Annotated in this window: 26 protein-coding genes, 1 riboswitch and 1 other annotated feature; of the genes, 10 read left to right on the forward strand and 16 right to left on the reverse strand. The window is 40.9% G+C overall.

The genetic code is table 11. The features are described from left to right. Positions 1–73: 73 nt before the first annotated feature. A complete protein-coding gene (locus tag JOC78_RS13055; RefSeq protein WP_204556603.1) occupies positions 74–733 on the forward strand; it encodes a GntR family transcriptional regulator in 660 nt (219 codons plus the stop codon). A 110-nt stretch (positions 734–843) separates the two neighbouring features. Here the strand turns inward: JOC78_RS13055 and JOC78_RS13060 are convergent, their stop codons facing one another. The 4 genes from JOC78_RS13060 to JOC78_RS13075 all read right to left on the reverse strand — a co-directional run bounded on the left by JOC78_RS13060 (position 844) and on the right by JOC78_RS13075 (position 5,441). Then, on the reverse strand, positions 844–999 hold the full coding sequence (locus JOC78_RS13060) for a YpzG family protein (RefSeq protein ID WP_204556604.1): 156 nt from the start codon (positions 997–999) through the stop codon (positions 844–846). A 137-nt stretch (positions 1,000–1,136) separates the two neighbouring features. Next, positions 1,137–1,439, reverse strand: a complete 303-nt coding sequence (locus tag JOC78_RS13065) for a rhodanese-like domain-containing protein (protein ID WP_204556606.1) — start codon at positions 1,437–1,439, stop codon at positions 1,137–1,139. Positions 1,440–1,513: 74 nt separating this feature from the next. After that, complete coding sequence (leuS, locus tag JOC78_RS13070) at positions 1,514–3,925, reverse strand: leucine--tRNA ligase (RefSeq protein ID WP_204556608.1); 2,412 nt, start codon at positions 3,923–3,925, stop codon at positions 1,514–1,516. A gap of 57 nt (positions 3,926–3,982) precedes the next feature. Further along, positions 3,983–4,198: a binding site (T-box leader), on the reverse strand. Positions 4,199–4,244: 46 nt separating this feature from the next. After that, complete coding sequence (locus tag JOC78_RS13075; protein WP_204556610.1) at positions 4,245–5,441, reverse strand: MDR family MFS transporter; 1,197 nt, start codon at positions 5,439–5,441, stop codon at positions 4,245–4,247. A 200-nt stretch (positions 5,442–5,641) separates the two neighbouring features. Here JOC78_RS13075 and mnmL point away from each other — a divergent pair, with 200 nt between their 5' ends. The 4 genes from mnmL (at position 5,642) to JOC78_RS17490 (ending at position 9,157) form a co-directional block, all read left to right on the forward strand. Further along, positions 5,642–6,595, forward strand: coding sequence for a tRNA modification radical SAM protein MnmL/YtqA (gene mnmL, locus JOC78_RS13080; protein WP_204556611.1), 954 nt, complete (start codon positions 5,642–5,644; stop codon positions 6,593–6,595). Further along, positions 6,592–7,164, forward strand: a complete 573-nt coding sequence (gene mnmM / locus JOC78_RS13085; RefSeq protein ID WP_204556612.1) for a tRNA 5-(aminomethyl)-2-thiouridylate-methyltransferase MnmM — start codon at positions 6,592–6,594, stop codon at positions 7,162–7,164. The genes mnmL and mnmM overlap by 4 nt, the downstream gene beginning before the upstream one ends. 856 nt (positions 7,165–8,020) lie before the next feature. Further along, the gene (locus tag JOC78_RS13090) at positions 8,021–8,194 is read left to right on the forward strand and encodes a DUF3951 domain-containing protein (protein ID WP_204556613.1); all 174 of its coding nucleotides are present in this window, start codon (positions 8,021–8,023) and stop codon (positions 8,192–8,194) included. A gap of 666 nt (positions 8,195–8,860) precedes the next feature. Next, positions 8,861–9,157, forward strand: a complete 297-nt coding sequence (locus tag JOC78_RS17490) for a hypothetical protein (RefSeq protein WP_239587160.1) — start codon at positions 8,861–8,863, stop codon at positions 9,155–9,157. A 513-nt stretch (positions 9,158–9,670) separates the two neighbouring features. On the opposite strand, the gene JOC78_RS13100 is transcribed toward JOC78_RS17490, so the two are convergent. From JOC78_RS13100 to JOC78_RS13110, 3 genes are all read right to left on the reverse strand, one after another. Then, positions 9,671–10,669, reverse strand: coding sequence for an LLM class flavin-dependent oxidoreductase (locus JOC78_RS13100; RefSeq protein WP_204556614.1), 999 nt, complete (start codon positions 10,667–10,669; stop codon positions 9,671–9,673). Between the two features lie 177 nt (positions 10,670–10,846). Then, complete coding sequence (locus JOC78_RS13105; protein ID WP_204556615.1) at positions 10,847–11,944, reverse strand: tetraprenyl-beta-curcumene synthase family protein; 1,098 nt, start codon at positions 11,942–11,944, stop codon at positions 10,847–10,849. A 12-nt stretch (positions 11,945–11,956) separates the two neighbouring features. Then, positions 11,957–12,763, reverse strand: coding sequence for an alpha/beta hydrolase (locus JOC78_RS13110; RefSeq protein WP_204556616.1), 807 nt, complete (start codon positions 12,761–12,763; stop codon positions 11,957–11,959). 291 nt (positions 12,764–13,054) lie between these two features. Between JOC78_RS13110 and JOC78_RS13115 the strand changes: the two genes are divergently transcribed. Continuing rightward, positions 13,055–13,576 (forward strand): gamma carbonic anhydrase, encoded by a 522-nt coding sequence (locus JOC78_RS13115; protein WP_204556617.1) that lies wholly within the window; start codon positions 13,055–13,057, stop codon positions 13,574–13,576. A gap of 124 nt (positions 13,577–13,700) precedes the next feature. Here the strand turns inward: JOC78_RS13115 and metK are convergent, their stop codons facing one another. Beyond that, positions 13,701–14,900 (reverse strand): methionine adenosyltransferase, encoded by a 1,200-nt coding sequence (metK, locus tag JOC78_RS13120; RefSeq protein ID WP_204556619.1) that lies wholly within the window; start codon positions 14,898–14,900, stop codon positions 13,701–13,703. 158 nt (positions 14,901–15,058) lie between these two features. Further along, a riboswitch (SAM riboswitch) is annotated at positions 15,059–15,164 on the reverse strand. A 285-nt stretch (positions 15,165–15,449) separates the two neighbouring features. Here metK and pckA point away from each other — a divergent pair. Further along, positions 15,450–17,036: a phosphoenolpyruvate carboxykinase (ATP) gene (gene pckA, locus JOC78_RS13125; protein WP_204556620.1), complete on the forward strand. Its 1,587-nt coding sequence runs from the start codon at positions 15,450–15,452 to the stop codon at positions 17,034–17,036. A 78-nt stretch (positions 17,037–17,114) separates the two neighbouring features. Here pckA and JOC78_RS13130 read toward each other — a convergent pair whose 3' ends face one another. From JOC78_RS13130 to JOC78_RS13145, 4 genes are read right to left on the reverse strand one after another with little or no spacing between them, the layout of a single operon-like run. Continuing rightward, on the reverse strand, positions 17,115–17,357 hold the full coding sequence (locus JOC78_RS13130) for a DUF2584 domain-containing protein (protein ID WP_204556621.1): 243 nt from the start codon (positions 17,355–17,357) through the stop codon (positions 17,115–17,117). A gap of 33 nt (positions 17,358–17,390) precedes the next feature. Next, positions 17,391–18,197, reverse strand: a complete 807-nt coding sequence (locus tag JOC78_RS13135) for an alpha/beta hydrolase family protein (RefSeq protein ID WP_204556622.1) — start codon at positions 18,195–18,197, stop codon at positions 17,391–17,393. A gap of 30 nt (positions 18,198–18,227) precedes the next feature. Beyond that, positions 18,228–18,701 (reverse strand): RNA deprotection pyrophosphohydrolase, encoded by a 474-nt coding sequence (ytkD, locus tag JOC78_RS13140; RefSeq protein ID WP_204556623.1) that lies wholly within the window; start codon positions 18,699–18,701, stop codon positions 18,228–18,230. Positions 18,702–18,747: 46 nt separating this feature from the next. Continuing rightward, positions 18,748–19,059 (reverse strand): hydrolase, encoded by a 312-nt coding sequence (locus JOC78_RS13145; RefSeq protein WP_204556624.1) that lies wholly within the window; start codon positions 19,057–19,059, stop codon positions 18,748–18,750. 177 nt (positions 19,060–19,236) lie between these two features. Here JOC78_RS13145 and JOC78_RS13150 point away from each other — a divergent pair, with 177 nt between their 5' ends. Continuing rightward, a complete protein-coding gene (locus tag JOC78_RS13150; protein ID WP_204556625.1) occupies positions 19,237–19,485 on the forward strand; it encodes a DUF6154 family protein in 249 nt (82 codons plus the stop codon). Between the two features lie 59 nt (positions 19,486–19,544). On the opposite strand, the gene JOC78_RS13155 is transcribed toward JOC78_RS13150, so the two are convergent. Then, positions 19,545–19,727 (reverse strand): putative motility protein, encoded by a 183-nt coding sequence (locus JOC78_RS13155; protein ID WP_204556627.1) that lies wholly within the window; start codon positions 19,725–19,727, stop codon positions 19,545–19,547. Between the two features lie 86 nt (positions 19,728–19,813). Further along, on the reverse strand, positions 19,814–20,254 hold the full coding sequence (locus JOC78_RS13160; protein WP_204556628.1) for a Dps family protein: 441 nt from the start codon (positions 20,252–20,254) through the stop codon (positions 19,814–19,816). A gap of 146 nt (positions 20,255–20,400) precedes the next feature. Between JOC78_RS13160 and ytzI the strand changes: the two genes are divergently transcribed. Together ytzI and yidD are read left to right on the forward strand one after the other, a co-directional pair. Beyond that, entirely contained in the window at positions 20,401–20,562 is a 162-nt protein-coding gene (ytzI, locus tag JOC78_RS13165; RefSeq protein ID WP_204556629.1) for a YtzI protein, read from the forward strand. A gap of 83 nt (positions 20,563–20,645) precedes the next feature. Further along, complete coding sequence (gene yidD / locus JOC78_RS13170; RefSeq protein WP_204556630.1) at positions 20,646–20,903, forward strand: membrane protein insertion efficiency factor YidD; 258 nt, start codon at positions 20,646–20,648, stop codon at positions 20,901–20,903. On the opposite strand, the gene menC is transcribed toward yidD, so the two are convergent. Then, positions 20,900–22,009 carry an o-succinylbenzoate synthase gene (gene menC, locus JOC78_RS13175; protein ID WP_204556631.1) on the reverse strand — a complete coding sequence of 370 codons (1,110 nt, stop codon included), beginning with the start codon at positions 22,007–22,009 and terminating at the stop codon, positions 20,900–20,902. The two genes, yidD and menC, sit on opposite strands and share 4 nt — an antisense overlap. Then, the gene (locus JOC78_RS13180) at positions 22,006–23,481 is read right to left on the reverse strand and encodes an o-succinylbenzoate--CoA ligase (RefSeq protein ID WP_204556636.1); all 1,476 of its coding nucleotides are present in this window, start codon (positions 23,479–23,481) and stop codon (positions 22,006–22,008) included. Before JOC78_RS13180 ends, menC begins: the two co-directional genes overlap by 4 nt. Positions 23,482–23,531 lie beyond the last annotated feature (50 nt).

The raw sequence follows: 23,531 nt of genomic DNA on the forward strand, positions 1-23,531 counted from the left end.
TTGATTATTCTGGAATTTTGAGTTAAAGTTATATTAATTATCGATAAAATATAATATAAAGGAGCATAGATTTATGCCGAAACTTGTCAAAAGCTATACCCTTTCTGATCAAGTTTGTGATCTTCTCAAAGACTCTATTATTAGGGGGGATTTAAAACCCGGAGATCGACTATTAGAATTAGATATCGCCAAAAATTACAATGTAAGTCAAGCACCTGTAAGAGAAGCACTATCCAGGTTAAAAAACGAAGGGTTTGTCATTCATTATCCGCATAAAGGAACTTTTGTTTCCAATTTTTCAAAGAAGAATATTGAAGAAGTTTATAGCTTTAGGGAAGCTGTAGAACCTTTAGCCATTAAGCGGGCGATTAGTAATATTACGGATGACGATTTAGAAAAATTAAAATCTATATATGAAGATATGCTTCAAGCTGGAAAAGAAAATGATCTTGAAATGCTGAACAAGCATGATATTGCTTTCCACACTTATATTTACAAATTAGCAGACCATGAATTTATGTTTAACGTATGGGAAAATTTAAGTTCTGCTTCTAATCGCATTTGGTATTTGACCAATCAAATTTATTTTAAAAATCTAAACGAGGTAGCAAAACTTCATGAGCCTATCCTTAATGCTTTATATAAAAGAGATGCTGAAGAATGTATAGCCGCTTTTAAAGCACATATGAAGTTTGTCTGGGATAAAATTAGGGATGAAGAAAAAATAAAGTAAAAAATGACACCCTTAATAATACTGGGTATTCTACAGTAAATAACTCCCACAACATCACCGAAAGCCAACCAAAAAAGAACATCCCGCCAAAGGATGTTCTTTTTTGGTTTTTAAGAAAAACGGTGAGCTTTTGTTGATCTTTTTAAAATAATATTTTTTTGAGACATTTCCGTATGTCCGTTTACTTGCGACTTCTGGCGTTTCGGTCTCGTCCAATTATGGTGAAAGAGCTCTGAATGTGGATCTAATTGATCTTTATAACTCATTTCCTCACCTCATTTTATATAATCAACGTGAGTTCTCAAAAGAGAAATCTTTTATAGACTGTGCAGATCTATAAACTTTATTCGATGATAAGAAAACCCGTCGGACAAATGTCTGTCTGACGGGTTTTCCTTCGTTCTTATTTCGTGTTTCCTGTCCATTCAAGCATGCCGCCAACCATGTTGCGCACTTTAAATCCTTGGTCTTGCATGTAATGGCAGACATTTTCGCTGCGGCGTCCAGAACGGCAAACGAAAATATATTCCGTTTCTTTGTCAAATTGATCTAAATGCTCAGGAATCGTTCCCATCACAATATGTTTCGCTTCTGGGATCATGCCTTCTGCTACTTCTTCATGTTCACGAACATCAACGATCGCGAGGTTTTCGCCATTTGCCAATTTTTCCTTTAATTCATTTGGCGTAATTGTTGGTATTGACATACTTAACACCCTTCCTTTGTTTAATTGAATGTCACAAGTTGAAAGAATATCACACAGTCTTACTATACCAGGTATTAGTTGGCAACGATATTGACAAGCTTGCCAGGTACAGCAATCACTTTGCGGATCGTTTTGCCTTCAATTTGTTCTTGCACCTTTTCATCGGATTTAGCGATTTCTTCCATCTCTTCACGTGTCGCTTCTTTAGAAATCATCAGCTTCGCTTTCAGCTTGCCATTGACTTGAACAACGATTTCTACTTCATCATCAACAAGCTTCGTTTCATCAAATGCCGGCCAAGACTGATAGCTGATTGTTTCATTATATCCTAATTTCTCCCATAATTCCTCTGCCAAGTGCGGTGCAATCGGTGCAAGAAGTTTTACAAATCCTTCAGCAAACTCTTGTGGAATGCGTTCTGATTTATTCGCTTCGTTGATAAACACCATCATTTGTGAAATAGCTGTGTTAAAACGAAGGCCTTCATAATCCTCTGACACTTTTTTCACGGTTTGGTGATACACTTTTTCTAATTCTGTTCCAGATGAAACGACTTTGTCCGTAATTTGACCATTTTCTTGGACGAATAAACGCCAAATGCGGTCTAAGAAACGTCTCGCTCCATCTAGCCCAGTTGTGGACCAGGCAATGGACGCATCCAACGGCCCCATGAACATTTCGTATAGGCGAAGTGTATCTGCCCCGTGGCTCTCCACGATTTGGTCAGGGTTTACTACATTCCCTTTTGATTTACTCATTTTTTCATTGTTTTCTCCAAGGATCATTCCTTGGTTAAATAATTTTTGGAACGGCTCTTTCGTATGAACCACGCCTAGATCGTATAAAACTTTATGCCAGAAGCGCGCATATAAAAGATGAAGAACGGCATGCTCTGCTCCGCCGATGTAAATATCAACCGGAAGCCATTCTTTCAATTTTTCAGCGTCCGCTAATGCTTCACTGTTTTTCGGATCGATAAAACGTAAATAGTACCAGCAGCTGCCTGCCCATTGCGGCATGGTGTTTGTTTCACGGCGGCCTTTTTTGCCTGTTACTGGATCTACTACATTTACCCAATCATCAATGTTAGCCAGCGGGGATTCACCCGTGCCACTTGGTTTGATTTCGGTTGTTTTCGGCAATGTTAACGGAAGTTCTTCATCAGGCACAGCACTCATCGTGCCATCTTCCCAATGAATGATTGGAATCGGCTCACCCCAGTAACGCTGACGGCTGAACAGCCAGTCACGAAGGCGGTAAGTCGTCTTCTTCGTTCCTACTTCTTTTTCTTCAAGCCAGCTAATCATTTGAGCAATTCCGTCTTCTTTATTCAAACCATTTAAGAAGTCTGAATTGATATGATCACCATCACCTGTGTACGCCTCTTCTTCGATATTACCACCGGCTACTACCGCTTTGATCGGAAGCTCGAATTTTTTCGCAAACTCATAATCACGCTCATCGTGAGCAGGCACGGCCATAATAGCTCCTGTACCGTAGCTCATTAGGACATAATCAGCGATCCAGATTGGCATTTTTTCGCCATTCACGGGGTTGATCGCATAAGCTCCTGTAAACACACCGCTCTTATCTTTTGCTAAATCGGTTCTTTCTAAATCACTTTTTGATTTAATTTGATCGATGTACGTTTGAACCGCAGCTTTTTGATTCTCTGCTGTAATTTTCTCTACAAACGGATGCTCAGGTGCCAATACCGCATAAGTCGCTCCGAAAAGTGTATCCGGACGAGTCGTGAATACCGTGAAGTTTTCATCAAACCCATCAATCGCAAAAGTAACTTCTGCTCCTTCTGAACGCCCGATCCAGTTGCGCTGCATTTCTTTAATGCTTTCCGGCCAATCCAGTTCCTCTAAATCTTCAAGCAAGCGGTCCGCATATTCTGTGATTTTTAAGATCCATTGCTTCATTGGACGACGCTCGACAGGATGATCGCCGCGCTCACTTTTTCCATCAATGACTTCTTCATTGGCAAGAACAGTACCAAGTGCCGGACACCAGTTCACAGCCACTTCGTCTACATAAGCCAAACCTTTTTTATACAGCTGCAAGAAGATCCACTGCGTCCATTTATAGTACTCGGGATCTGTTGTATTAATTTCGCGCTCCCAATCATAAGAAAATCCTAATGATTTAATCTGGCGGCGGAAGTTATTAATATTCTGCTCCGTAAATTGCGCCGGATCATTTCCTGTATCCAGTGCATATTGCTCTGCCGGCAAACCGAACGCATCCCATCCCATTGGGTGCAGGACATTGTATCCCTGCATCCGTTTTAGGCGTGATAAAATATCCGTCGCTGTATAGCCTTCTGGATGCCCAACATGAAGACCCGCTCCTGAAGGATAAGGGAACATGTCCAATGCATAAAACTTTGGCTTCCCTGCTTCTTCAGTTGTTTTAAATGTTTGGTTTTCTTCCCAATGCTTTTGCCACTTCTTTTCAATCTGCTGATGATTAAAACTCATATGTAACACCCTTTCTCTTGCTTGCAAATTCATAATAATAAAAAACTCCCGCCCCAAAATTGGGACGAGAGTATATTTCCCGCGGTACCACCCAGATTAGCGCCGAATCGACACTCTGCTTTATGTCCTTAACGCGGATCCACGGCAGACGCTACTGATGTTCACACCTGCAACTCAAAAGGCGAGTTCACGGATCTCCTGACTGGCTTTCACCAACCGCCAGCTCTCTACAAACAGAAGATATCCACTACTACTCCTTATCATCGTCTTTACAGTCATTCTAGGACTATTTTAGACAAAATTCCCCACCGTTGCAAGCTTAATAAGATGCGGTTTGAACAGATGGTGCATTTTCTGCTTTTTTTAGCGGTCTGTCATAGGTGAATGCAAGTAGCAATCCAATCATGAGCAGACCGATCAGTGCCATAAACAGTGCTGTCATGCCGTATAGGTCCACCATCATTCCACCAAGAAGCGGGCCAAACATCCGCCCTCCTGTCGCTGTGCTGTTTACAATGCCTTGATAAAAGCCTTCGCGTCCCTTTGGAGACAGCTGATTGGCAATTGTCGGCACCGCTGGCCACACGAGCATTTCTCCGACCGTAATAATTACCATCGCAGCGACGAACCCCTTGAAGTCACCGGCAATCGCAGTCACACCGAAAGAAATGATAAAAATAAACATGCCGACAATCATTTGTTTTTTCAAATTGTCCTTAAACGGACGAACCAATAATTGGATAAGCGGCTGCCCCAGCACAATGAGGGCACCGTTGATCGTCCACAGCAAACTGTATTGTTTCAAACTAATATTAATTTCCTGCGTATAGCTTGCGATGGTGGACTGCCACTGCACATAACCGACCCAGCACAGCATATAAGCGATACAAAGAATGAACAAAGCCGTAAGCTTGCTTTTATTTTTAACCGGCTTGCTTTCATTGATCACACTGGACGCTCTTCCCCCTACCGTACTCATTTGACGGTAGCCAAACACTGCTAAGATAAAAAATAATATAAACATGCCGAGATTTGCTGTGAAAATATAATCAAACGAATAGGAGGCGACAAAACCGCCTAATGCTGACCCTATGGCAATTCCTGCATTTTGAGAAACATAGATCGCGTTGAATGATCTTCTTCCGCCTTCTGGCCAAACAGCACCTGCTAGCGCATAGACCACCGGAAAAATGATACCTGCCCCAAATCCCATCATCGTCAAGAAAATGACATAATGCACAAAGTCATGCCAAAATGTCATACCAACTAACGCAGACAGGTTAATAACCGTTCCTAATAAAATCGACCGGTAGCCGCCAATTTTATCAAATAAGGCACCGCCGAGCAGATTGCCGACGACACTTCCTGCTGCATTCAGCATGAGGACAATTCCCGCTACCGATAAAGATTTCCCTAAATGTTCATGTATGTAAATCGTATTCAGCGGCCATAGAAAAGACGCACCTGTCACGTTAATCACCATGCCGATCACTAAAAGCCAAATTGCTTTTGGCATACTTTCCCCTTCTCTCTTTTCCTTAACTATTTCGAGTACCAAAATAATATTGTAGTGGTTTTCTTTCATCCCGGCAATAGACTTTTGCATCTTACAATTCTGACTAATCTAAAGCCTCTTAGCACTAGTCTGAAAGAAGTCTTCATGATAAAATTTTTCCTATGCTGACAAGATGAACGTACGCAAAAGGAGGAAAAGCTTTGGGTTCACCATTTCCATATGCGAGTGACGACAAAAGATATCATACATGGAATTACCATTTACGAAAGCAGTTCGGACATAAAGTATTTAAGGTTGCGTTAGACGGAGGGTTTGATTGTCCAAATCGGGACGGCACAGTTGCTTTTGGCGGCTGTACCTTCTGCAGCGCTGCGGGTTCAGGGGATTTCGCTGGAAACCGGGCAGACGAGTTAGAAAAGCAGTTCAGCGACATTAAAGGCCGGATGCATGAAAAGTGGAAAAATGGAAAGTACATGGCTTATTTTCAGGCATTCACGAACACCCATGCACCTGTTTCAGAGCTGAGAGAAAAATATGAATCAGTGTTAAAGCAAGATGGTGTAGTCGGTTTATCGATTGCGACCCGGCCTGACTGTCTCCCGGATGACGTCGTGGAATATTTAGCTGAATTAAATGAACGGACCTATTTATGGGTAGAGCTAGGATTGCAAACCGTTCATGAAAAAACAGCCAATATCATCAACCGTGCCCACGACTTCCCTTCCTACGTCGAAGGAGTCAATAAGCTGAGAAAGCACGGGATTCGAGTGTGTTCCCATATTATTAACGGACTTCCTTTAGAAACGCCCGACATGATGATGGAAACCGCACAAGCTGTTGCGAAGCTCGATGTGCAAGGAATCAAAATCCACTTGCTGCATTTGCTAAAGGGAACACCAATGGTTAAGCAGTATGAGAAAGGATTATTGGAGTTTCTGCCTTTTGAAGACTATGTAAATCTTGTGTGCGACCAGCTAGAGATTTTGCCTCCTGAGATGGTCATTCACCGTATTACCGGTGACGGTCCGATTGACTTAATGATCGGACCGATGTGGAGTGTGAATAAGTGGGCTGTGTTAAACGCGATTGACGCGGAACTCAAACGCCGGGACAGCTATCAAGGAAAGTATCATCAGACAGAGGTGGTTAAATGAAGTTAGATGGAATTTTGCCCTATGCCCGCCTGCTTCTTGAAAAAGCCGTAGCTGAAGGCAGTGCCGCGATCGATGCAACGATGGGAAACGGCAACGACACCGCCTTCCTTGCCAAACTTGTTGGCGAAAACGGACGCGTGTTTGGCTTTGATATTCAGCAGCAGGCGCTTGATGCGACAGCGAAGCGTCTGTCTGAACAAGAGTTGACTGAGCGCGCCACGCTGTTTCTTGCCGGTCACGAACAAGCTGCTGCACTCATTCCCAAGCAGTGGCATGGAAACATTAGCGGTGCCGTTTTCAATCTCGGCTACTTACCGAAGGGCGACAAGTCTATCGTGACGAAACCTGAGACAACGATCGCTGCGATTGAACAAATTTTCTCTATGCTAAAGCCAGGCGGCATGATTGTTTTAGTGATCTATCACGGTCATGAGGAAGGAGCTGCGGAAAAAAATCACGTGCTGGATTATGTAATGGAAATAGACCAAACAATAGCTCATGTTTTGCGCTATGAATTTATTAATCAGAAGAATCACCCACCGTTTATTGTGGCGGTTGAAAAGCGCTGATGTTGAACGGATCGGCTGAATGTAAAAAAGACCTTCAGCTAAATTCAAGTAGTTGAGGTAACAAAAAATCGAGTATCAAATCGCAAAGGATTTGTACTCGATTTTTGCTTTGTAAGGGCTACCTTTGCTTTTGTTGCTAAATTAACAAGTGAAATTACATGCCACAATAGCCATTGTCACTTCGATATTTAGGGAGCCATTCAGATTGTTATCCAGCTGTTAACAATTTAAAAAGAGGAATAGGGAATTACTGCTAGAATATTTTAACAAAAAAGTACGTTTTATTCTGTTAATTGGCAGTTTAATTCATCAACGCAAAGAGCAAAATTACCATTCAGGGAGCAGGAGTGATACCGATGTACCCTCAGAAACAAGATAAAAATCAGAAGTTAAGAAAAGTACAAGGCTTGTACAGAAAGAAGAAACAAAAATATAAAACAAAAGATAACGTTAATAAATATGGAAGGATAGTTGTAAGCATTTGTGTTATTTTATTCTTCTTCTTTCTAATAATCGACGTATTGTTTGATATTGGAGTGCCATTACCAGAGATATTCGGGAGGTAGTATTTATTGAAGCTTGGACTTTCACACCATTCAATATGAAAAAATTAGGCAGATAGAAGGGATAGAATCATTCTGCAACAATGCTACCTTATGGAATTAAGATTCAGGTTTTAAATTAACGATGCTTTAATTAATATTACGCTATTATTTTTATCCTATTATTTTATAATAGCATTTTCATAATAAGGCTGTTTTAATAAACTTCGTCGCTTAAAAAAGGAATTTTATAGGATGTAATTGAATTAGAGTTTAGAGTATTGAGAAAAATTTCTGAAAGGAGTGAACAATGAATGGAATACCTCTTTCCCCTTCTCATTGTATTTCTTGTTGGCTTTGTTTGTTATCGGATGTTTAAAAAGAAATCTCTTCCTTCAAACGAGTTCACACCATATGATGACCTAACAATGCAAAACACGAAATCTAAAATAACAGAAGAAGAAAACGAAAAAGATAAGACCGTTTAATAACCGGAAGAAAAAAAACTAAAAATCTACTGATCTTAGAAAGTTTGCAATGGATTATCATGATATAAGAAAAAATAAAAAAATAATATATCGTAAAGTTATACATGTGCAATGGAATTACCAAAGAAGTAAACATTACTTTATTTATCCTTCTAAAAAACAAATAGGATGTGTGAATCTAAGGACCTTCACTTTCACTTTTTGACCATTGCAGCTTGCCATTATCTAACTGTTTATAAAGCATAGTAAAGCCGATCTTTCCTTATGCAAATCTTTGCATTTCAACATTACATAAATAGGGTTATGTATAAGGATATTTACCATTTCATAGCCATACTTCCAAAAATAAACTTTTAGGTGAATTTCATCGTTCTAAAAAGGAAATTAAATCCCAGTTACTGAAACATATGATAGATTATATAAATTTACCAAATAACCACATTTTTTCGAGGAGGAACAACCCTGAAGAACATCGTATTTCTATTAAGTCTGCTATTATTATTTGCTTGCTCGAATGATGAAACTAAATATGATGGAGCACCTTTAAATATCGCTGTTATTGGTGATGTTCCTGAATTAAATAATGAAAAAATTCATTTTAAAACAATTTCATTAAACGATCTAAAAGAGAAAACATCGGATATTTCAACAAACTATGATGCTGTAATGATAACCCCAACCAAATTTGAGAAAGCTTCAGAAGATCATCTTGCTAAAGTATATGGAGAATTAAAATTACCTATTATATTTTTTGATTCAAAAAAACGCCACCTTCCCTTTGTAAGAGAAGATTTTACCTATGAAACGGCTAATTGGGAATCTTTAGACAATGGTTCTCATACAACCATTTATTTGGCGGGTTTAAATAAAGATAGCGAAGATGCTTGGTATTTCTATTTAAGCGATCAAAAAAATATAAATAAGCTTTACAATGATATTTTCAAAAAGATTGGAGAACTGTAAAGATTATATTACAGTTCAATCGTTTTTCGTTATGAATATTTTCTTATTCAATTAAAGCACCCGTTAGCTCAATAAAAATTTCAATTACTCACCCATTTTTTTGATTATAAAAAATGTACAAACAGACATGATACTTGCTAAGTAAAGTATGGAAAATCCAATAAAACCTAAGTAAGAGCTTCCAACATCTGGTGCACCAGAACTGAATATTGAGGTTAATATAATACAAATTATAAACCCGACAATTAATGTTCCAACACCTATACCTAGTATTTTCAATTAAACACCTCTTTTAAGTATTTCTTCAACTACTTTACTGTTCCGTTAGGTGAAGAGCAACTCTTCACAAACACTACAGTCATTTTAACATAAAATAACAATTACTCTTTAGGTTCATCAAAATCAATTATATATGGAATAAAAAATAAACTGACCAAATCATTTACGATTTGGCCAGTTTATTTTTTCCACTAAAATTGAACGGATTAAGTCAATTCTCAAAGGTTTTAACCATCATCGAACCGCTTCTTTTAACAGTTCAAACGACTTTAATTTATCATTGAAATCATAAATAATAGAGACTGCCATAAACTCATCGGTTTCGTACTCTTCACTCAATTTCTCCAGTTGCTCTCTCACTTGCTTAGGATCTCCAACTACCATCCGTTTTCGGTTCTCTCGGACGCGTGCCAATTCAAATGGGCTGTATTGATAAGCTGCGGCTTTTTCCGGACTAGGTGTGCCGTTTGAGCGCATGCCCTGTTCAATCATTATAATCGATAAGTCGAGACTTGAAGCTACCCGTTCCGCTTCTTCCTCTGTCTCAGCACATACGACAAATACCGCCACCATGCTTTTTGGTTCCTTTAACAGCATAGAAGGCTTAAAGCGTTTCCGGTATCTTTCCATATACTGCGGACCGCCGTCTCCATTAATAAACTGCGCAAATGTATAAGGCAGTCCTTTTTCAGCGGCAAGGAGTGCGCTTGATGGACTGGACCCAAGCATCCATACTTCCGGCATTGTATCAATCAAAGGTGTTGCTTTTAGCCCTGGGAATGAACTGTTCTCTTGATCATCGGTTAAATAGCCAAGCAGCTCATCAATCTGTTGCGGGTAACGATCCACATCACGCGGGCGGCCATCATGAAGAGCCATCGTCGCGATCGGCATCCCCCCTGGTGCTCGTCCTAATCCTAAATCGATTCGGTTAGGTGCAAGACCTTCTAACACACGAAAGTTTTCTGCGACTTTATATGAACTGTAATGGGGAAGCATGACACCGCCTGAACCTACTCTGATTTTATTTGTCTTAGCTGCAAGATATGGGATCAGCGCTTCTGGCGAAGAACCGGCAAGGCTCATCGTATCGTGATGCTCTGACACCCAGAAGCGTTCATAGCCCAGCTTTTCTACGTGTTGAGCAAGTTCAACAGTATTTCTTAACCCCTCCGCTGCGGTCATCCCTTCTGAAATAGGCGATTGATCTAACACACTTAATTTTATACCCAATCGAGACATCTCCTTTAATTTCTTGTGGTCCTATTTTATTTCGGAACCCGAAAAATGTCCATTAAGTTGCTTACTCCCTCGATTTGAATTGTCCGCGATGCTCATCACGTTAATCTTAAGCTGGGATTCAACTAAAAAAAATGGACTTCAGCGAAACGAGTCGCCAAAGTCCATTTGTTACTGTGCAGCACTCTTTTTAATAAAGAGTTTAGGAAACACTTGCTGCATCCGCCTGTAGGTACGGCCATTCCAATAAAAAAAGTAACTAGTCGTGCCGCCTTTACGAATGACTTGTTTAGAAATTTTACGAATATCTTTTTGCCGAAATGCCTTTTCATCCGATAGATATACGCCTAACAATCCCCGGTTAACAAGCTTATGAAATCTTGAGTGAGGAAGGTTGGCCGTATAATGGTCGGCTTGCTGAATAAAATGATGTATTCTTTCAAGCAACTGCTGATCTCCTGGGTAATAGAAACAAAAATTCAGATCTCCGCCTTCTCGGTCTTCAGCTTGGTCAATTAAATAATCAAGCAGAATGTGAAGTCCTTGAATATAGGGAAAATAGCTGTCTCGAATCAGTTTGGCATAGTGCGGCTGAAAATCGTCTCGTAAACTGTAGGAAATCATACAAAAGATGCCGAGCGTAGAACCTGCACATGCGGAAAACTCGTACCATTCCATCTCTGGAAGGTTTTTCTGATGATCCGCAAACCATCCGATCAGTCTTGTTTCCCGTTCATCCGGCTTCACATGTTTATGTATTTGCAAATCACAGTAGTATCTGCAGAGTTCTTGAAGATACGGTGCGGCCTGTGAGTATGGAGCAATAGACTGGAGAACGGATTGACAAGTTCGCACAAGCTGATTTAAATAACCGCCATCCTCTTGATCTTCTCTAAAACGATAGTATGAACGAATCGGTGCGTCAGGCACGATCGAGTCTTCCATCGCTTCATGAAGGGCGGCAAAATCTGCAGGATCAAGGGAGGTGCTTCGATCACATAGGTTATCCAAGTAATCACTAATGGTTTGATAGGCAACAATGAAACGGATCGCCTCTTCTATTTTCGCTCCAGCGAGCAAGGCCAGCACTGCTCCGCCTTCGCAATGAAAGGTCTTATGTTCAATACTCGCTAAAGCTTGGCGGCGCAGTTCTTCATTGGGAATTTGCTCAGCTTTTATTTTCCAATGCTGAAGCTGGCTGTGAACTAACGGAAATACTTGCTTGTAAATCGCGTGCATTAAATGAAACGGAGTAACAGGCACTGACATCTCATCACCTCATTATTCAATCACATATCCCAAATGGCGCAGCTGATTTTCGACAAAGGTTTTTGCATATAAAAAGACTTCTTCTCTCTCAGGTTCATTAAAAATTTCATGATATAAATGCGGCCATTCTTTATAATGCATTTCCGATAAATCCAGCTGGTGAAACCACTTGCGTACAGCACGTTTATCAACGACTTTATCTTCACCCGCCTGCATAATCAGCAACGGGATATCCGGTATGTCATCCGCCTTCAATCCTGCCGCCTTGATCGCAAGCAGTAATTCACGGTACCAGCGGACAGATACTTTATTAATATACAGACTGTCCGCCCGGTCGATTTCTAATACCTCTTCATTTCTTGTCACCATATCTACTGTTAATCCCGTAGAAAACTTAAATGATGGCGCCAGCGTATTTAATCCATGAGACACGGCATTGACCATTTTTTTAGGCGTGTGAAGCATGCGCAGACACGGAGAAGATAAAATAACTCCCGCCGGCTCTAAGTCCATCTCCTGTAAAAGGCGGATAGTAATGAGCCCTCCCATGCTGTGTCCCAGCAGAAATACTGGCAGGTCAAACTGATAGGCTGCTTGCACCCAGTCTTTTACCTCTTGTATATATTCATTAAAAGAAGAGATATGTCCTCTTTTTGCTCGCGAAGTCATTCCTTGGCCTGGCAGATCTCCCATCACGACATGGAATCCTGCCTTACGCCACATCTCTATCAGCCATCCATATCGTCCGTGATGCTCCATGGCTCCGTGAACCATGACGATGACTCCTTTTGCTTGTTTGTCTGTTTCCCACTTCCACATTTGCCATTCCTCCTCCGGCATCGTTCGTCTATTAGCCGATTGTTAAACGGCTGTTTCCGCTTTTCTTTGTCCAGCTCCATCAGCCAGACTCTCTGGTATAAGCCATCTCGCCTGTGTGGCTAAAAACGCCACCCTGCCGATCTGTCTTATCCCTCCCGAGTCTAAACGGCTGTTTCCGCTTTTCTTTTATTATACAAATGTTTCTCGGCAAGTTAAAATGATATGGAAGCTAATGATTTATTTAGGTATTTTGCCTGCTTTTATAAAATGTTGAAGGGAGCGTTTTTTTGTATGATTTATCCTTTTAAAGACCACTTTCCACAAATCGCTGATTCTGCCTATGTCGCAGATTATGTAACGATTACAGGTGATGTGAAGATTGGCGAAGAGTCGAGCGTCTGGTTTAATTCTGTGATTCGCGGAGATGTGGCACCCACGATCATAGGCAACAAGGTGAATATTCAAGACAATTCAGTGCTGCACCAAAGCCCCAACAATCCGTTAATTATTGAAGACGAGGTAACCGTTGGGCATCAAGTCATTCTACATAGCTGCAAAATTAGAAAGAAAGCCTTAATCGGCATGGGCTCGATCATTCTTGATAATGCCGAAATTGGTGAAGGTGCTTTTATTGGGGCCGGCAGTCTAGTGCCTCAAGGAAAAATCATCCCACCAAACACCATGGCGTTTGGTCGTCCAGCTAAAGTGATCCGTCCCATTAACGAAGAGGATCGCCAAGACATGGAGCGCATCGCACGCGAATATGCTGAAAAAGCTCAATACTACAAGTCTCTCCAAAAAGAGAATAACTGACATACTCTACTTTTTCCCAAATTTCTCCGGAGTAGTCACAAAAGCAGAATTTCTTCTTTGAAACTCTGCTTTTTTGGTGCCACAAAAAAAACATCCCGGCTCATTGACCGGGATGTTTCATTTATTATTGGTTAGCTTGTTCTTTCAGTTTCGCAGCGATGTCTGTTCTTTCCCAAGGAAGATCGACATCTGTACGTCCGAAATGGCCATAAGCCGCTGTTTGTTTGTAAATTGGACGGCGAAGGTCAAGCATTTTGATGATGCCTGCAGGACGAAGGTCGAAGTTTGTGCGGATTAATTCCACTAGAACTTCTTCCGATACCGTTCCTGTGCCAAATGTATCAACGGCGATTGATACTGGCTGCGCTACACCAATGGCATAAGCAAGCTGCACTTCACATTTGTCAGCTAGTCCTGCTGCAACGATGTTTTTCGCTACATAGCGAGCTGCATAGGCTGCTGAACGGTCAACTTTTGTTGGATCCTTACCGGAGAATGCGCCTCCGCCATGACGTGCATAGCCGCCATACGTATCAACAATAATTTTACGGCCAGTTAAACCGGCATCTCCTTGAGGTCCGCCAATAACGAAACGGCCTGTTGGATTAATAAAGAATTTAGTATCACCGTCAATTAATTCCTTAGGAACAACTGGATCGATGACGTATTCGCGAACATTACGCTGAATTTGCTCCAGCGTAGCTTCTGGGTGATGCTGAGTAGAAATAACGATCGTATCCACTCGAACTGGTTTATTGTCTTCATCATATTCAATCGTAACCTGAGTTTTACCGTCTGGACGCAAGTAAGGAAGGATTTCTTCTTTACGAACTTCAGTTAAACGGCGAGAAAGCTTGTGCGCCAATGAAATCGGAAGCGGCATAAGCTCTTTCGTTTCATTACAAGCAAATCCGAACATAAGACCTTGGTCTCCTGCGCCGATCGCTTCAATTTCTTCATCACTCATTTTGCCTTCACGCGCTTCAAGAGCCACGTTTACACCGGCAGCGATATCCGCTGATTGTTCATCAATGGATGTTAACACACCGCAAGTTTCAGAATCGAATCCGTATTTCGCGCGTGTATAACCAATTTCTTTAACTGTTTCGCGGACAATCTTAGAAATATCTACATAAGAAGATGTAGTAATTTCTCCAGCGACTAGCACTAAGCCCGTTGTTACGGATGTCTCAGCTGCCACACGGGCATTGGCATCCTTTGCAAGAATTGCATCAAGTATTGCATCGGAAATCTGATCACAGATTTTATCCGGATGTCCTTCAGTTACTGACTCTGAAGTAAAAAGGCGACGTTGTTTTGTCATTTAACTTCCTCCTTAATAATTGATCAACTAATTGAACAATTGTCCATTTCAAACAATTTGCAACGGTACTCATTTCCCTAGGTCACTTCATAAAAAAAATAAAAACCCCTCCTGTTAAAAAGAGAGGAAAGGTTTGTGTGTTCTACATAGGCCTTTCACTCTTATCGTTCAAGGTTGTCCCTTGCTCCAGGTTAGCACCGTTGCTTATGCAAGCAGGTTGCTGGGTTTCATAGGGCCTGTCCCTCCACCAACTCAGGATAAGAGTATCCGTTCAAGGTATCATCATACGGAATTCGTCGAATGATGTCAACCTATAAATATAGTTTTCATTAATTTCCTTTTTGCTCTATGGTCAGTAAAACACCATATAATTAGAAGAAACTCACTCTGGCACTTGTAACCGTTCACAGAAAATGAAAGAATGAAAAAAAACAAAAGAAAAAACGATGAATAGTATAGACTAATCATCCAAATGTGTTATACTAATTCTTGAGTAAATGAGATCATATAAAAACAATCTAAATTTTAATAAAGGATGGTTACTAAATTATGAATTCTGTAAGCGTTTCTACTGAAATTATGGAACTTTTAAACGGTTCTAATGTAAATATGCAGCCTTCAGTACCAACATTGGTAGAAAAGGTGTTAAATCGCAACGAAGGGATCCTGACTGCATCTGGAGCCGTTCGTGCGGAAACAGGCAAATATACAGGACGTTCCCCTAAAGACAAATTCATTGTTGAAGAATCATCTGTTAAAGATAAAATTGACTGGGGTCCGGTAAACCAGCCGATTTCTGAGCAGGCTTTTGATCAATTATACACTAAAGTGATTAGCTATTTAAAAGAAAAAGAAGAACTTTTTGTATTTAAAGGATTTGCAGGGGCAGATAAGAGCCACCAATTGCCAATTCAAGTGATTAATGAATACGCATGGCATAACCTTTTTGCCCACCAGCTGTTCATTCGCCCTACAGAAGAAGAGCTAAAAGATCATCAAGCAGGATTTACGATTATTTCTGCACCAAACTTTAAAGCAGACCCGGCAGTTGACGGAACGAATTCTGAAACATTTATCATTGTTTCATTTGAGCGCCGCATCGTTCTTATCGGGGGTACAGAATATGCTGGTGAAATGAAGAAATCGATCTTCTCAGTGATGAACTTCCTTCTTCCTGAAAACGATATTTTATCTATGCACTGTTCAGCAAACGTTGGCTATGAAGGAGATGTTGCTTTATTCTTCGGTCTTTCCGGAACTGGTAAAACAACGCTTTCTGCTGATGCAAACCGCCGCTTGATCGGTGATGACGAGCACGGCTGGTCTTCTAACGGTGTATTTAATATTGAAGGCGGCTGCTATGCTAAATGTATCGGACTTTCTTATGAAAAAGAGCCGCAAATTTTCGATGCCATCCGCTTCGGTTCTGTACTTGAAAACGTGGTAGTTGACGAAGATTCACGCCTTCCTGATTACAATAGCAATGAATTGACGGAAAATACACGTGCGGCATACCCGCTTCAAGCGATCGACAATATCGTAGATCCTAGCGTAGCTGGACATCCAAATACAATCATCTTCCTTACAGCTGATGCATTTGGCGTCTTGCCTCCAATCAGCAAATTAACAAAAGAACAAGCTATGTACCATTTCTTAAGCGGCTATACGTCTAAATTAGCTGGTACTGAGCGTGGAATCACTTCCCCTCAAGCGACATTCTCTACTTGCTTCGGCTCTCCATTCCTTCCGTTAGCAGCTACTCGTTATGCTGAAATGCTAGGAAAGAAAATCGATGAGCACAATGTTCAAGTATTCCTTGTGAATACTGGCTGGACTGGCGGAGAGTATGGAGTTGGAAACCGTATGAAGCTTGCCTACACTCGCGCAATGGTACAAGCAGCGCTTGAAGGTGAATTAAATAATGTTGAAACGTACACGACGAAAACATTCGGTTTAAAGATTCCAGTTCACGTTCCTGGTGTTCCTGATGAAGTCTTAATCCCTCGCAAGGCTTGGGCGGACGAAGATGAATTTATGGAAAAAGCAAATGAACTGGCAAGTAAATTCCGTGAAAACTTCAAAAAGTTCTCTGATGTTCCATCTGAAATCGTTGAACTTGGCGGACCGATTGGTTAATAGGCAGCACAACACAAAAAAGAAGCAGCGATTTCATTCGTTTGCTTCTTTTTTGTGTTTAATTTAATAGCTTGTCCTTTAGTTCGTCGAATTTAATGAAATAAGCTTATATGTAATCACTGTGCTGTCTTTTTCCCAGACAATCTTTTCAATGACAGCTGTACCGCTTACATCGCTGTCTTTTGTTTTATAGACACCAATCGGAATATCAATCGGATATAGACGATAACCGGTCTTAGTGAGAGCAAACACATTCTCTTCTTTACGTTCTTCCTTCCCTTTTGTCACGATCATTGTATTTAATTCTAGTGGCATACCCATGCCATCCCCTCCTTCATTTGCCTTTCTTTTATCCTACCATGAGTTGTGCTGGTTTTTCATCCACTTACATAGGTCAGAAACAATTTTTCTATTAATTGCAGGCGGGAAATAGTGAGTATATTGATCAAAATACCAAGTATCCACTGGATGATTCAGTTGGTTTAACCGCTTTTCTAACCGGTAAGCGTGTTCAGCCGATACATTCGTATCTTTCACCCCGTGAATGATCAAGACAGGCGCTTTTAACTCCTCTAAAAAGAACAAAGGCGTCCGCCATTGATATTGCTCTGCCACCTTATTAGGGCTGCCTCCAATGACCCGTTTCATCATCCTTCTAAGATCCACTCTTTCTTCATAAGTGAGAAACATATCAGACACACCGCCCCAGGTTACAATAGAAGCGGCCTCCGGTTTTTCAATAGCGGTCAGCAAGGCCATTACCCCGCCTCTTGAAAAGCCAAAAATATGGATCATCTGGCTGTTGCTGCGCGGATGAGCCTTCAATAGTTCATAGGCTGAAAAGGCGTCTTCCCTATCGTCACCGGCAAAATCTTCATTTCCTTCTCCACCTTGATTTCCTCTGTAAAATGGCGCAAATACTATAAATCCTTCTGAAGCAAATTGGGCAATTCTTGCTGGACGCACCATTCCCACATTTTTTATACCGCCCCTTAAGTAGAGAAAGCCGGCATAACAATCTCCCTCAATAGGTTCTGCTAACAATCCCTTTACTTTTAACCCCCCTGAATCATATGTAACAAGATGCATCCGGACCTCGGGATGAGGCGACGGAAATCGAATGGATTGTATAATCGAAGAATGCCACTTGATCGTTCTCATTCAATCACCACGCTTCAAAAAAGTGTTGGATTAAATCCAATGATGCTGCTGAAGAAAAGATAAAGTTCTTTCTACTACTTCATCTTTCATCAAGAAACTGAATTCTTTTCCTTTTCGTTTTTCCAGCAAGTTTTCTTTAAACAAAACGGGGCCATTGGTTTCCAAATAATGTTCTTTTCTTTCTATATTCCCCGCTTCTGCAAAAAAAATCGCTTTGACAAAAGGTTTTTCGGGACGATCAACGTAATATTCTCCTATAAAATCTATTTTCGTAAGAATGGCGCCGGTTTCTTCATATACTTCTCGCACAGCTGCCTCTTCAAGAGATTCTCCTGCTTCTACTTTTCCTCCAGGAAATTCAAGTCCCCGAATCGGATGATGCGTCAGCAGCCATTGATCAGAGAATCGGCAAAACACCAACACATGTTTTGCCGATTCAGAAAAAGCTTGGCGATGAAAGGCCAGCTTCACTGTAAGATTGTTTTCATCTTTAAATTCAAACATAGGCTCTCCCTGATTCATTAATTTTTATCTCTATTATACCCTTGTCTTAAAGGCCCCACATACCTTTTATATGCTCTTTTGCTTCATCATCCCCAAGTTCATAAATCATTTCATAAATCTGTTTCATATTCCCATCATACCCATCGTTTTGCCGATCGTAATGATATTGGACATACGGAACATGAGCGCGAAAGAAGTTTTGCCATTCGACGGAATAATTCGCATCAAATAATTCTCTCAAAGCCGTAATTTCTTCATCATTCGCATAAATTTTGAAATTCCAAGGAGAATCAGTCGCTCTTCTCATGATTTCACCATTGCCAACCTGGATATAATAGGCATTTTTTTCCTCATTCATTCCTTTCACCTCCTGCTCTTGATTGATTTTAGGTTGCCCTCCGAAGATGAAAATTAATGAATGACAGCTGCATTATTTTAAATATTATAAATAAAGTTATGGTTTATCTATCACTTTTAGGGTATAAATTGTATATAGGGTCTCGGGAGAAATTTCATTAACAAAGGAGTGAGTTGCATGAAATTAGTTGATGAGCTGTTTGAGATTTACCGGGGGAGGCTTCAAGGAACGGAAGAAGACCTTGACATGATTACACTAGCCGTTCTAGAGCAGCTGTCGCATGAGGATATCTTAGGGGTAATAAAAGAACTGAGTGAAGAAGAGCTGCATTATTTTTTCCGGGTGTATTTATTCGAAGCTTTAAAAGAAAAGTTTGACACAGAAGAAACCAAGCAAAATCGCCCTTCGAAAAATCTTTTTCATTAATCATACATACAGACTAACTGAAAACAGGATGCTCTTAAACTTAGGGCATCCTGTTTAGCTTATCCTTTTAAATCAATTCCAGCACCTTTATAGGGATGTGGAGCCGGAGGAGATTTAGGCAAAGAATCCATCATTGTGATCGCTTGAGCCGTTTGTGTAGCCATTTGGCTTTTGAGCAAATTCATACTTAGCGTTTGCTGAAGTTCCGCTACTTGCTTACCCATCATTGCAGAAAGTTCCATGATTATTCCCCCTTTTCTATATTTTATCAAACTTAAACATAAATGACATTAAAACAAGGACTGAGTTCGCCAGCCCTTGTTTCTTCTTATTTTCCTAAGAAAGATTTAAGCATCCATACATGCTTTTCAAGTCCTTGGTGAATAGATAATAGCATATCGCCAGTTGTTTCATCGCTGACTTCTGCTGCTAAATCCATCGCTTCTTTTAACTCTTTAATCAATACAGTAAAGTCATCGACAAGAGACTGAACCATTTCTTCAGCAGATTCCTTGCCCTCTGCTTCTTTAATGGAAGCCAAGTCCAGTGATTCTTTCAGCGTGGCCACAGGCTCTCCTTCAAGGGCTAATAACCGTTCAGCCAGTTCATCTATATGAACGCCAGCTTCCGTGTAAAATTCTTCAAACTTCACATGGAGTGCAAAGAATTGAGGTCCTTTCACAAACCAATGATAATTATGTAATTTCGTATATAGTACGGTCCAGTTTGCAATTTGCTTATTGACACTGTTAATTAATTTTTTAGACATTTACTTTTCTCCTCCTGCAACAATTTGTTGATAGTATATTGTTCCCATAAAAAACTATCTTTAAACGAAGGTTACATATTTGACACAATTTTGCCATCATATTTTCGCGGAAAATGATAATATTTAAAACATAGGAGGGATGCCAGTTGACACTTGTATTAATAATCTCCATCATAGTAGTCATTGGAGTGTTGATTTTCACCTTAATATCGATTAATAAAGGCTACAAATATAAACATACGGTGGACCCGCTCGATAATAACCCACATTTGCCTGCTGCTACTCAGCCGGAAGAAGATAACAAATAATCTGTATCTGCCATTCGTCTAACATTTGAGCAAGCCGCCATGCGTCTTGCTTTTTACAATTTGTCCTTTTAAGGAGTTCTGACATGCTTAAGCAATTATTTATATTTATCATTCGATTTTATCAAAAGATTATCTCCCCTCTAAAGCCGCCTACTTGCCGATTCTACCCCACTTGTTCTCATTATGGACTGGATGCTGTTAAGCGCTTCGGAGCCATCAAAGGAGGCTTCTTGGCCATCGTGCGCATTTTAAAATGTCATCCATTTCATCCAGGCGGAGTCGACCTAGTTCCTGAAGAATGGCCGCCGAAAAAGAAGACGAAAAAAAGAACTGAAGACTAAGACAGCTTCAGTTCTTCTTTGTATATAGTCACCTCATTCAAACGCCGCTCGTTTATGCTATAGCCTATTCCAGCATATTCAGAAAGCTGTATCTTTCCATTAGCCACCTGAACTTCAGGCGTGATGATATCTTCCTCCCAGTATTTGTTTGAAGCAGATAAATCACCTGGAATATCAAAGCCTTTTAAGGACGCAAGCGCGAGATTATGGGCACGAGAGATGCCGAATTCAATCATTCCTCCCACCCAAAGTCTTATTCCATTTACTATGCATAAATCATGGATCCATTTCGCCTCCTGCAATCCTCCCACACGGCCGATTTTAATATTCATGACCTGACAGCTCCCCAGTTCAATCGCATTTTTGGCATCGCGAATGGAACAGATGCTTTCATCTAAGCAAATCGGAGTTTTCATTTCACGCTGCAGATTCGCGTGCTGCACAATGTCATCAGGAGCCAGAGGCTGTTCAATCATCATTAAATCAAATGAATCCAATTGCTTTAAATGCTCCATACTTGATTCTTGGTAAGCTGAATTGGCATCTGCCATCAAATCAATTTCCGGGAATTGGCGGCGTATTTCTGTCAATAATTGAATGTCATTCTCAGGGGAGATTTTTACTTTTATTCGTTCGTACCCACTCATAAGCAGCTGTTCAATTTGTTCAACCGTTTGAGTAATAGTGGAACCTGCGGCAACCGCTCCCGCTGGTACTTCGCTTCTTTCGCCCCCAAGGATGAATGAAAGAGGCTGTTCTTTATGCTTGCTGTAGAGATCCCAAACAGCTGTTTCCACTGCAGCCTTAGCCATTCGATTTCCTCGAATAGGTTCCAATAACGAATGAACATCTGAAGGGTGGCTGATTTCCTTTCCTGCTACTAGTGGAAAGGAAATATCCTTAATCATATGGTAATTGGTCTGAACCGTCTCTTCCGTATACCACGGCGTGCTGAACGCTACGGCCTCTCCATATCCTTTTACACCTTCATCGTCGGTGATTTCTACGATGATTCCCCTGCGCTTCTTCACTGTTTCTAAATGCGTGACAAATGATGTTTTCAAGTCCATCTCGATGACTCGGAGCTGCATCTGGATAATTTTCATTGGTTAAGCCTCCGATCATACTCTTCCTTCAGCTCTCTTCTAAGCAGTTTATTAGATGCGTTTCTAGGCAATTGATTGACAGTATAGTACTGTTTCGGCACTTTGTATTTAGCCAAATACTGCAGACAAAATTCATGTAATTGGCCTTCATCAAGAGGTTGTGCAGCGACAATAAAAGCGACAGGGACTTGTCCCCACTGGTCATCCGCCACGCCAATCACACCTGCTTCTTTAATGTCTTTATGAGCGAGCAAAGCAGATTCAATTTCTGCGGGATAAATATTTTCCCCTCCAGAAATAATTAAATCTGACCGGCGATCAAGCACATATAAAAAACCTTCTTCATCCAAGCGTCCGATGTCACCTGTATGAAACCAGCCTTCAGTGAAGGATTCATTATTGGCTTCTTCTCTATGCAAATATCCCGGTGTCACATTCGGGCCCTTTACGACAATTTCTCCTTCCGCATCTCTATCCTTGGCTTTTCCATTTTTCACTACTTTTATCTGACAAGGATATAACGGCTTTCCTGCTGACCCAATTTTCGTTAAACTGTATTCCGGCGCTAAAGTGACAATCTGTGAGGAAGTTTCTGTCATTCCATACGTTTGAAAGATAGGAATGCTTCTCTTTGTACATTGCTCTAGCAGCGGTTTAGGAGCCGGACCTCCCCCCAGCAGCATGCAGCGAAAACTGTCATGGTATGGCAATTCTGATTGTTCGAGCAGCCTGCTTAACATTGAAGACACGACAGACATCATCGTTGCCTTCCCATTTATAAGGTCTTGATTAATGAGCTGTTCATCGAATTGCTTGTAGAGCCTGACCGTCATTCCATAGATTACACTTTTCATTAGAATGGAATATCCGCTGATATGAAATAACGGCATAGCACACAGCCATGTATCTTCTTCCCGCAGACCCAGATTTAAGGCCGAACCTACCGCACTCCACCAGTGGTTTCCATATGTTTGCAAAACCCCTTTAGGCTTGCCTGTCGTACCCGATGTGTACATAATCGAACACACAGCTTGAAGGTCGACGGTTTCCTGCTCCGCCATTAATGCTGAATTCAATTTAGACAACTCGTTCATGCTATAGGAAATCCAACTTTTCTGTCCAATTTGCGCACTGATCTCTTCAAATTCGTCATCATAAAATAAATAGGATGCCTCGGCATCTTGCAGCTGCCAGGAAAGCTCTTGAGAAGTGAGACGGTGATTAAGCATAACGGTCACCGCTCCTGCTTGCTGCAGTGCATAAATCAAAAACACCGCTTTCTCAGAATTTTTCACTAGCAATCCCACATAATCCCCTGTTTTGACGCCTGCTGCTTTCAATTTGCTGGCGTAGTTTTTTACTTCTTCATGAACGTCTTTAAACGACCAGGTTTTTTCTCCAAAGATCAGCCCGGTGCGAGCTGGTGTTAAAAACGCTCGCTGCCGCAGAAAATCGGGCACATACTCTCCCATATCTATGGCCTCCTCTAAATAGAATTAACTACTTGATCTATGTACAACTT

Origin of the sequence: Bacillus ectoiniformans, assembly GCF_016908875.1 — a bacterium.
GTDB lineage: Bacteria > Bacillota > Bacilli > Bacillales > Domibacillaceae > Bacillus_BX > Bacillus_BX ectoiniformans.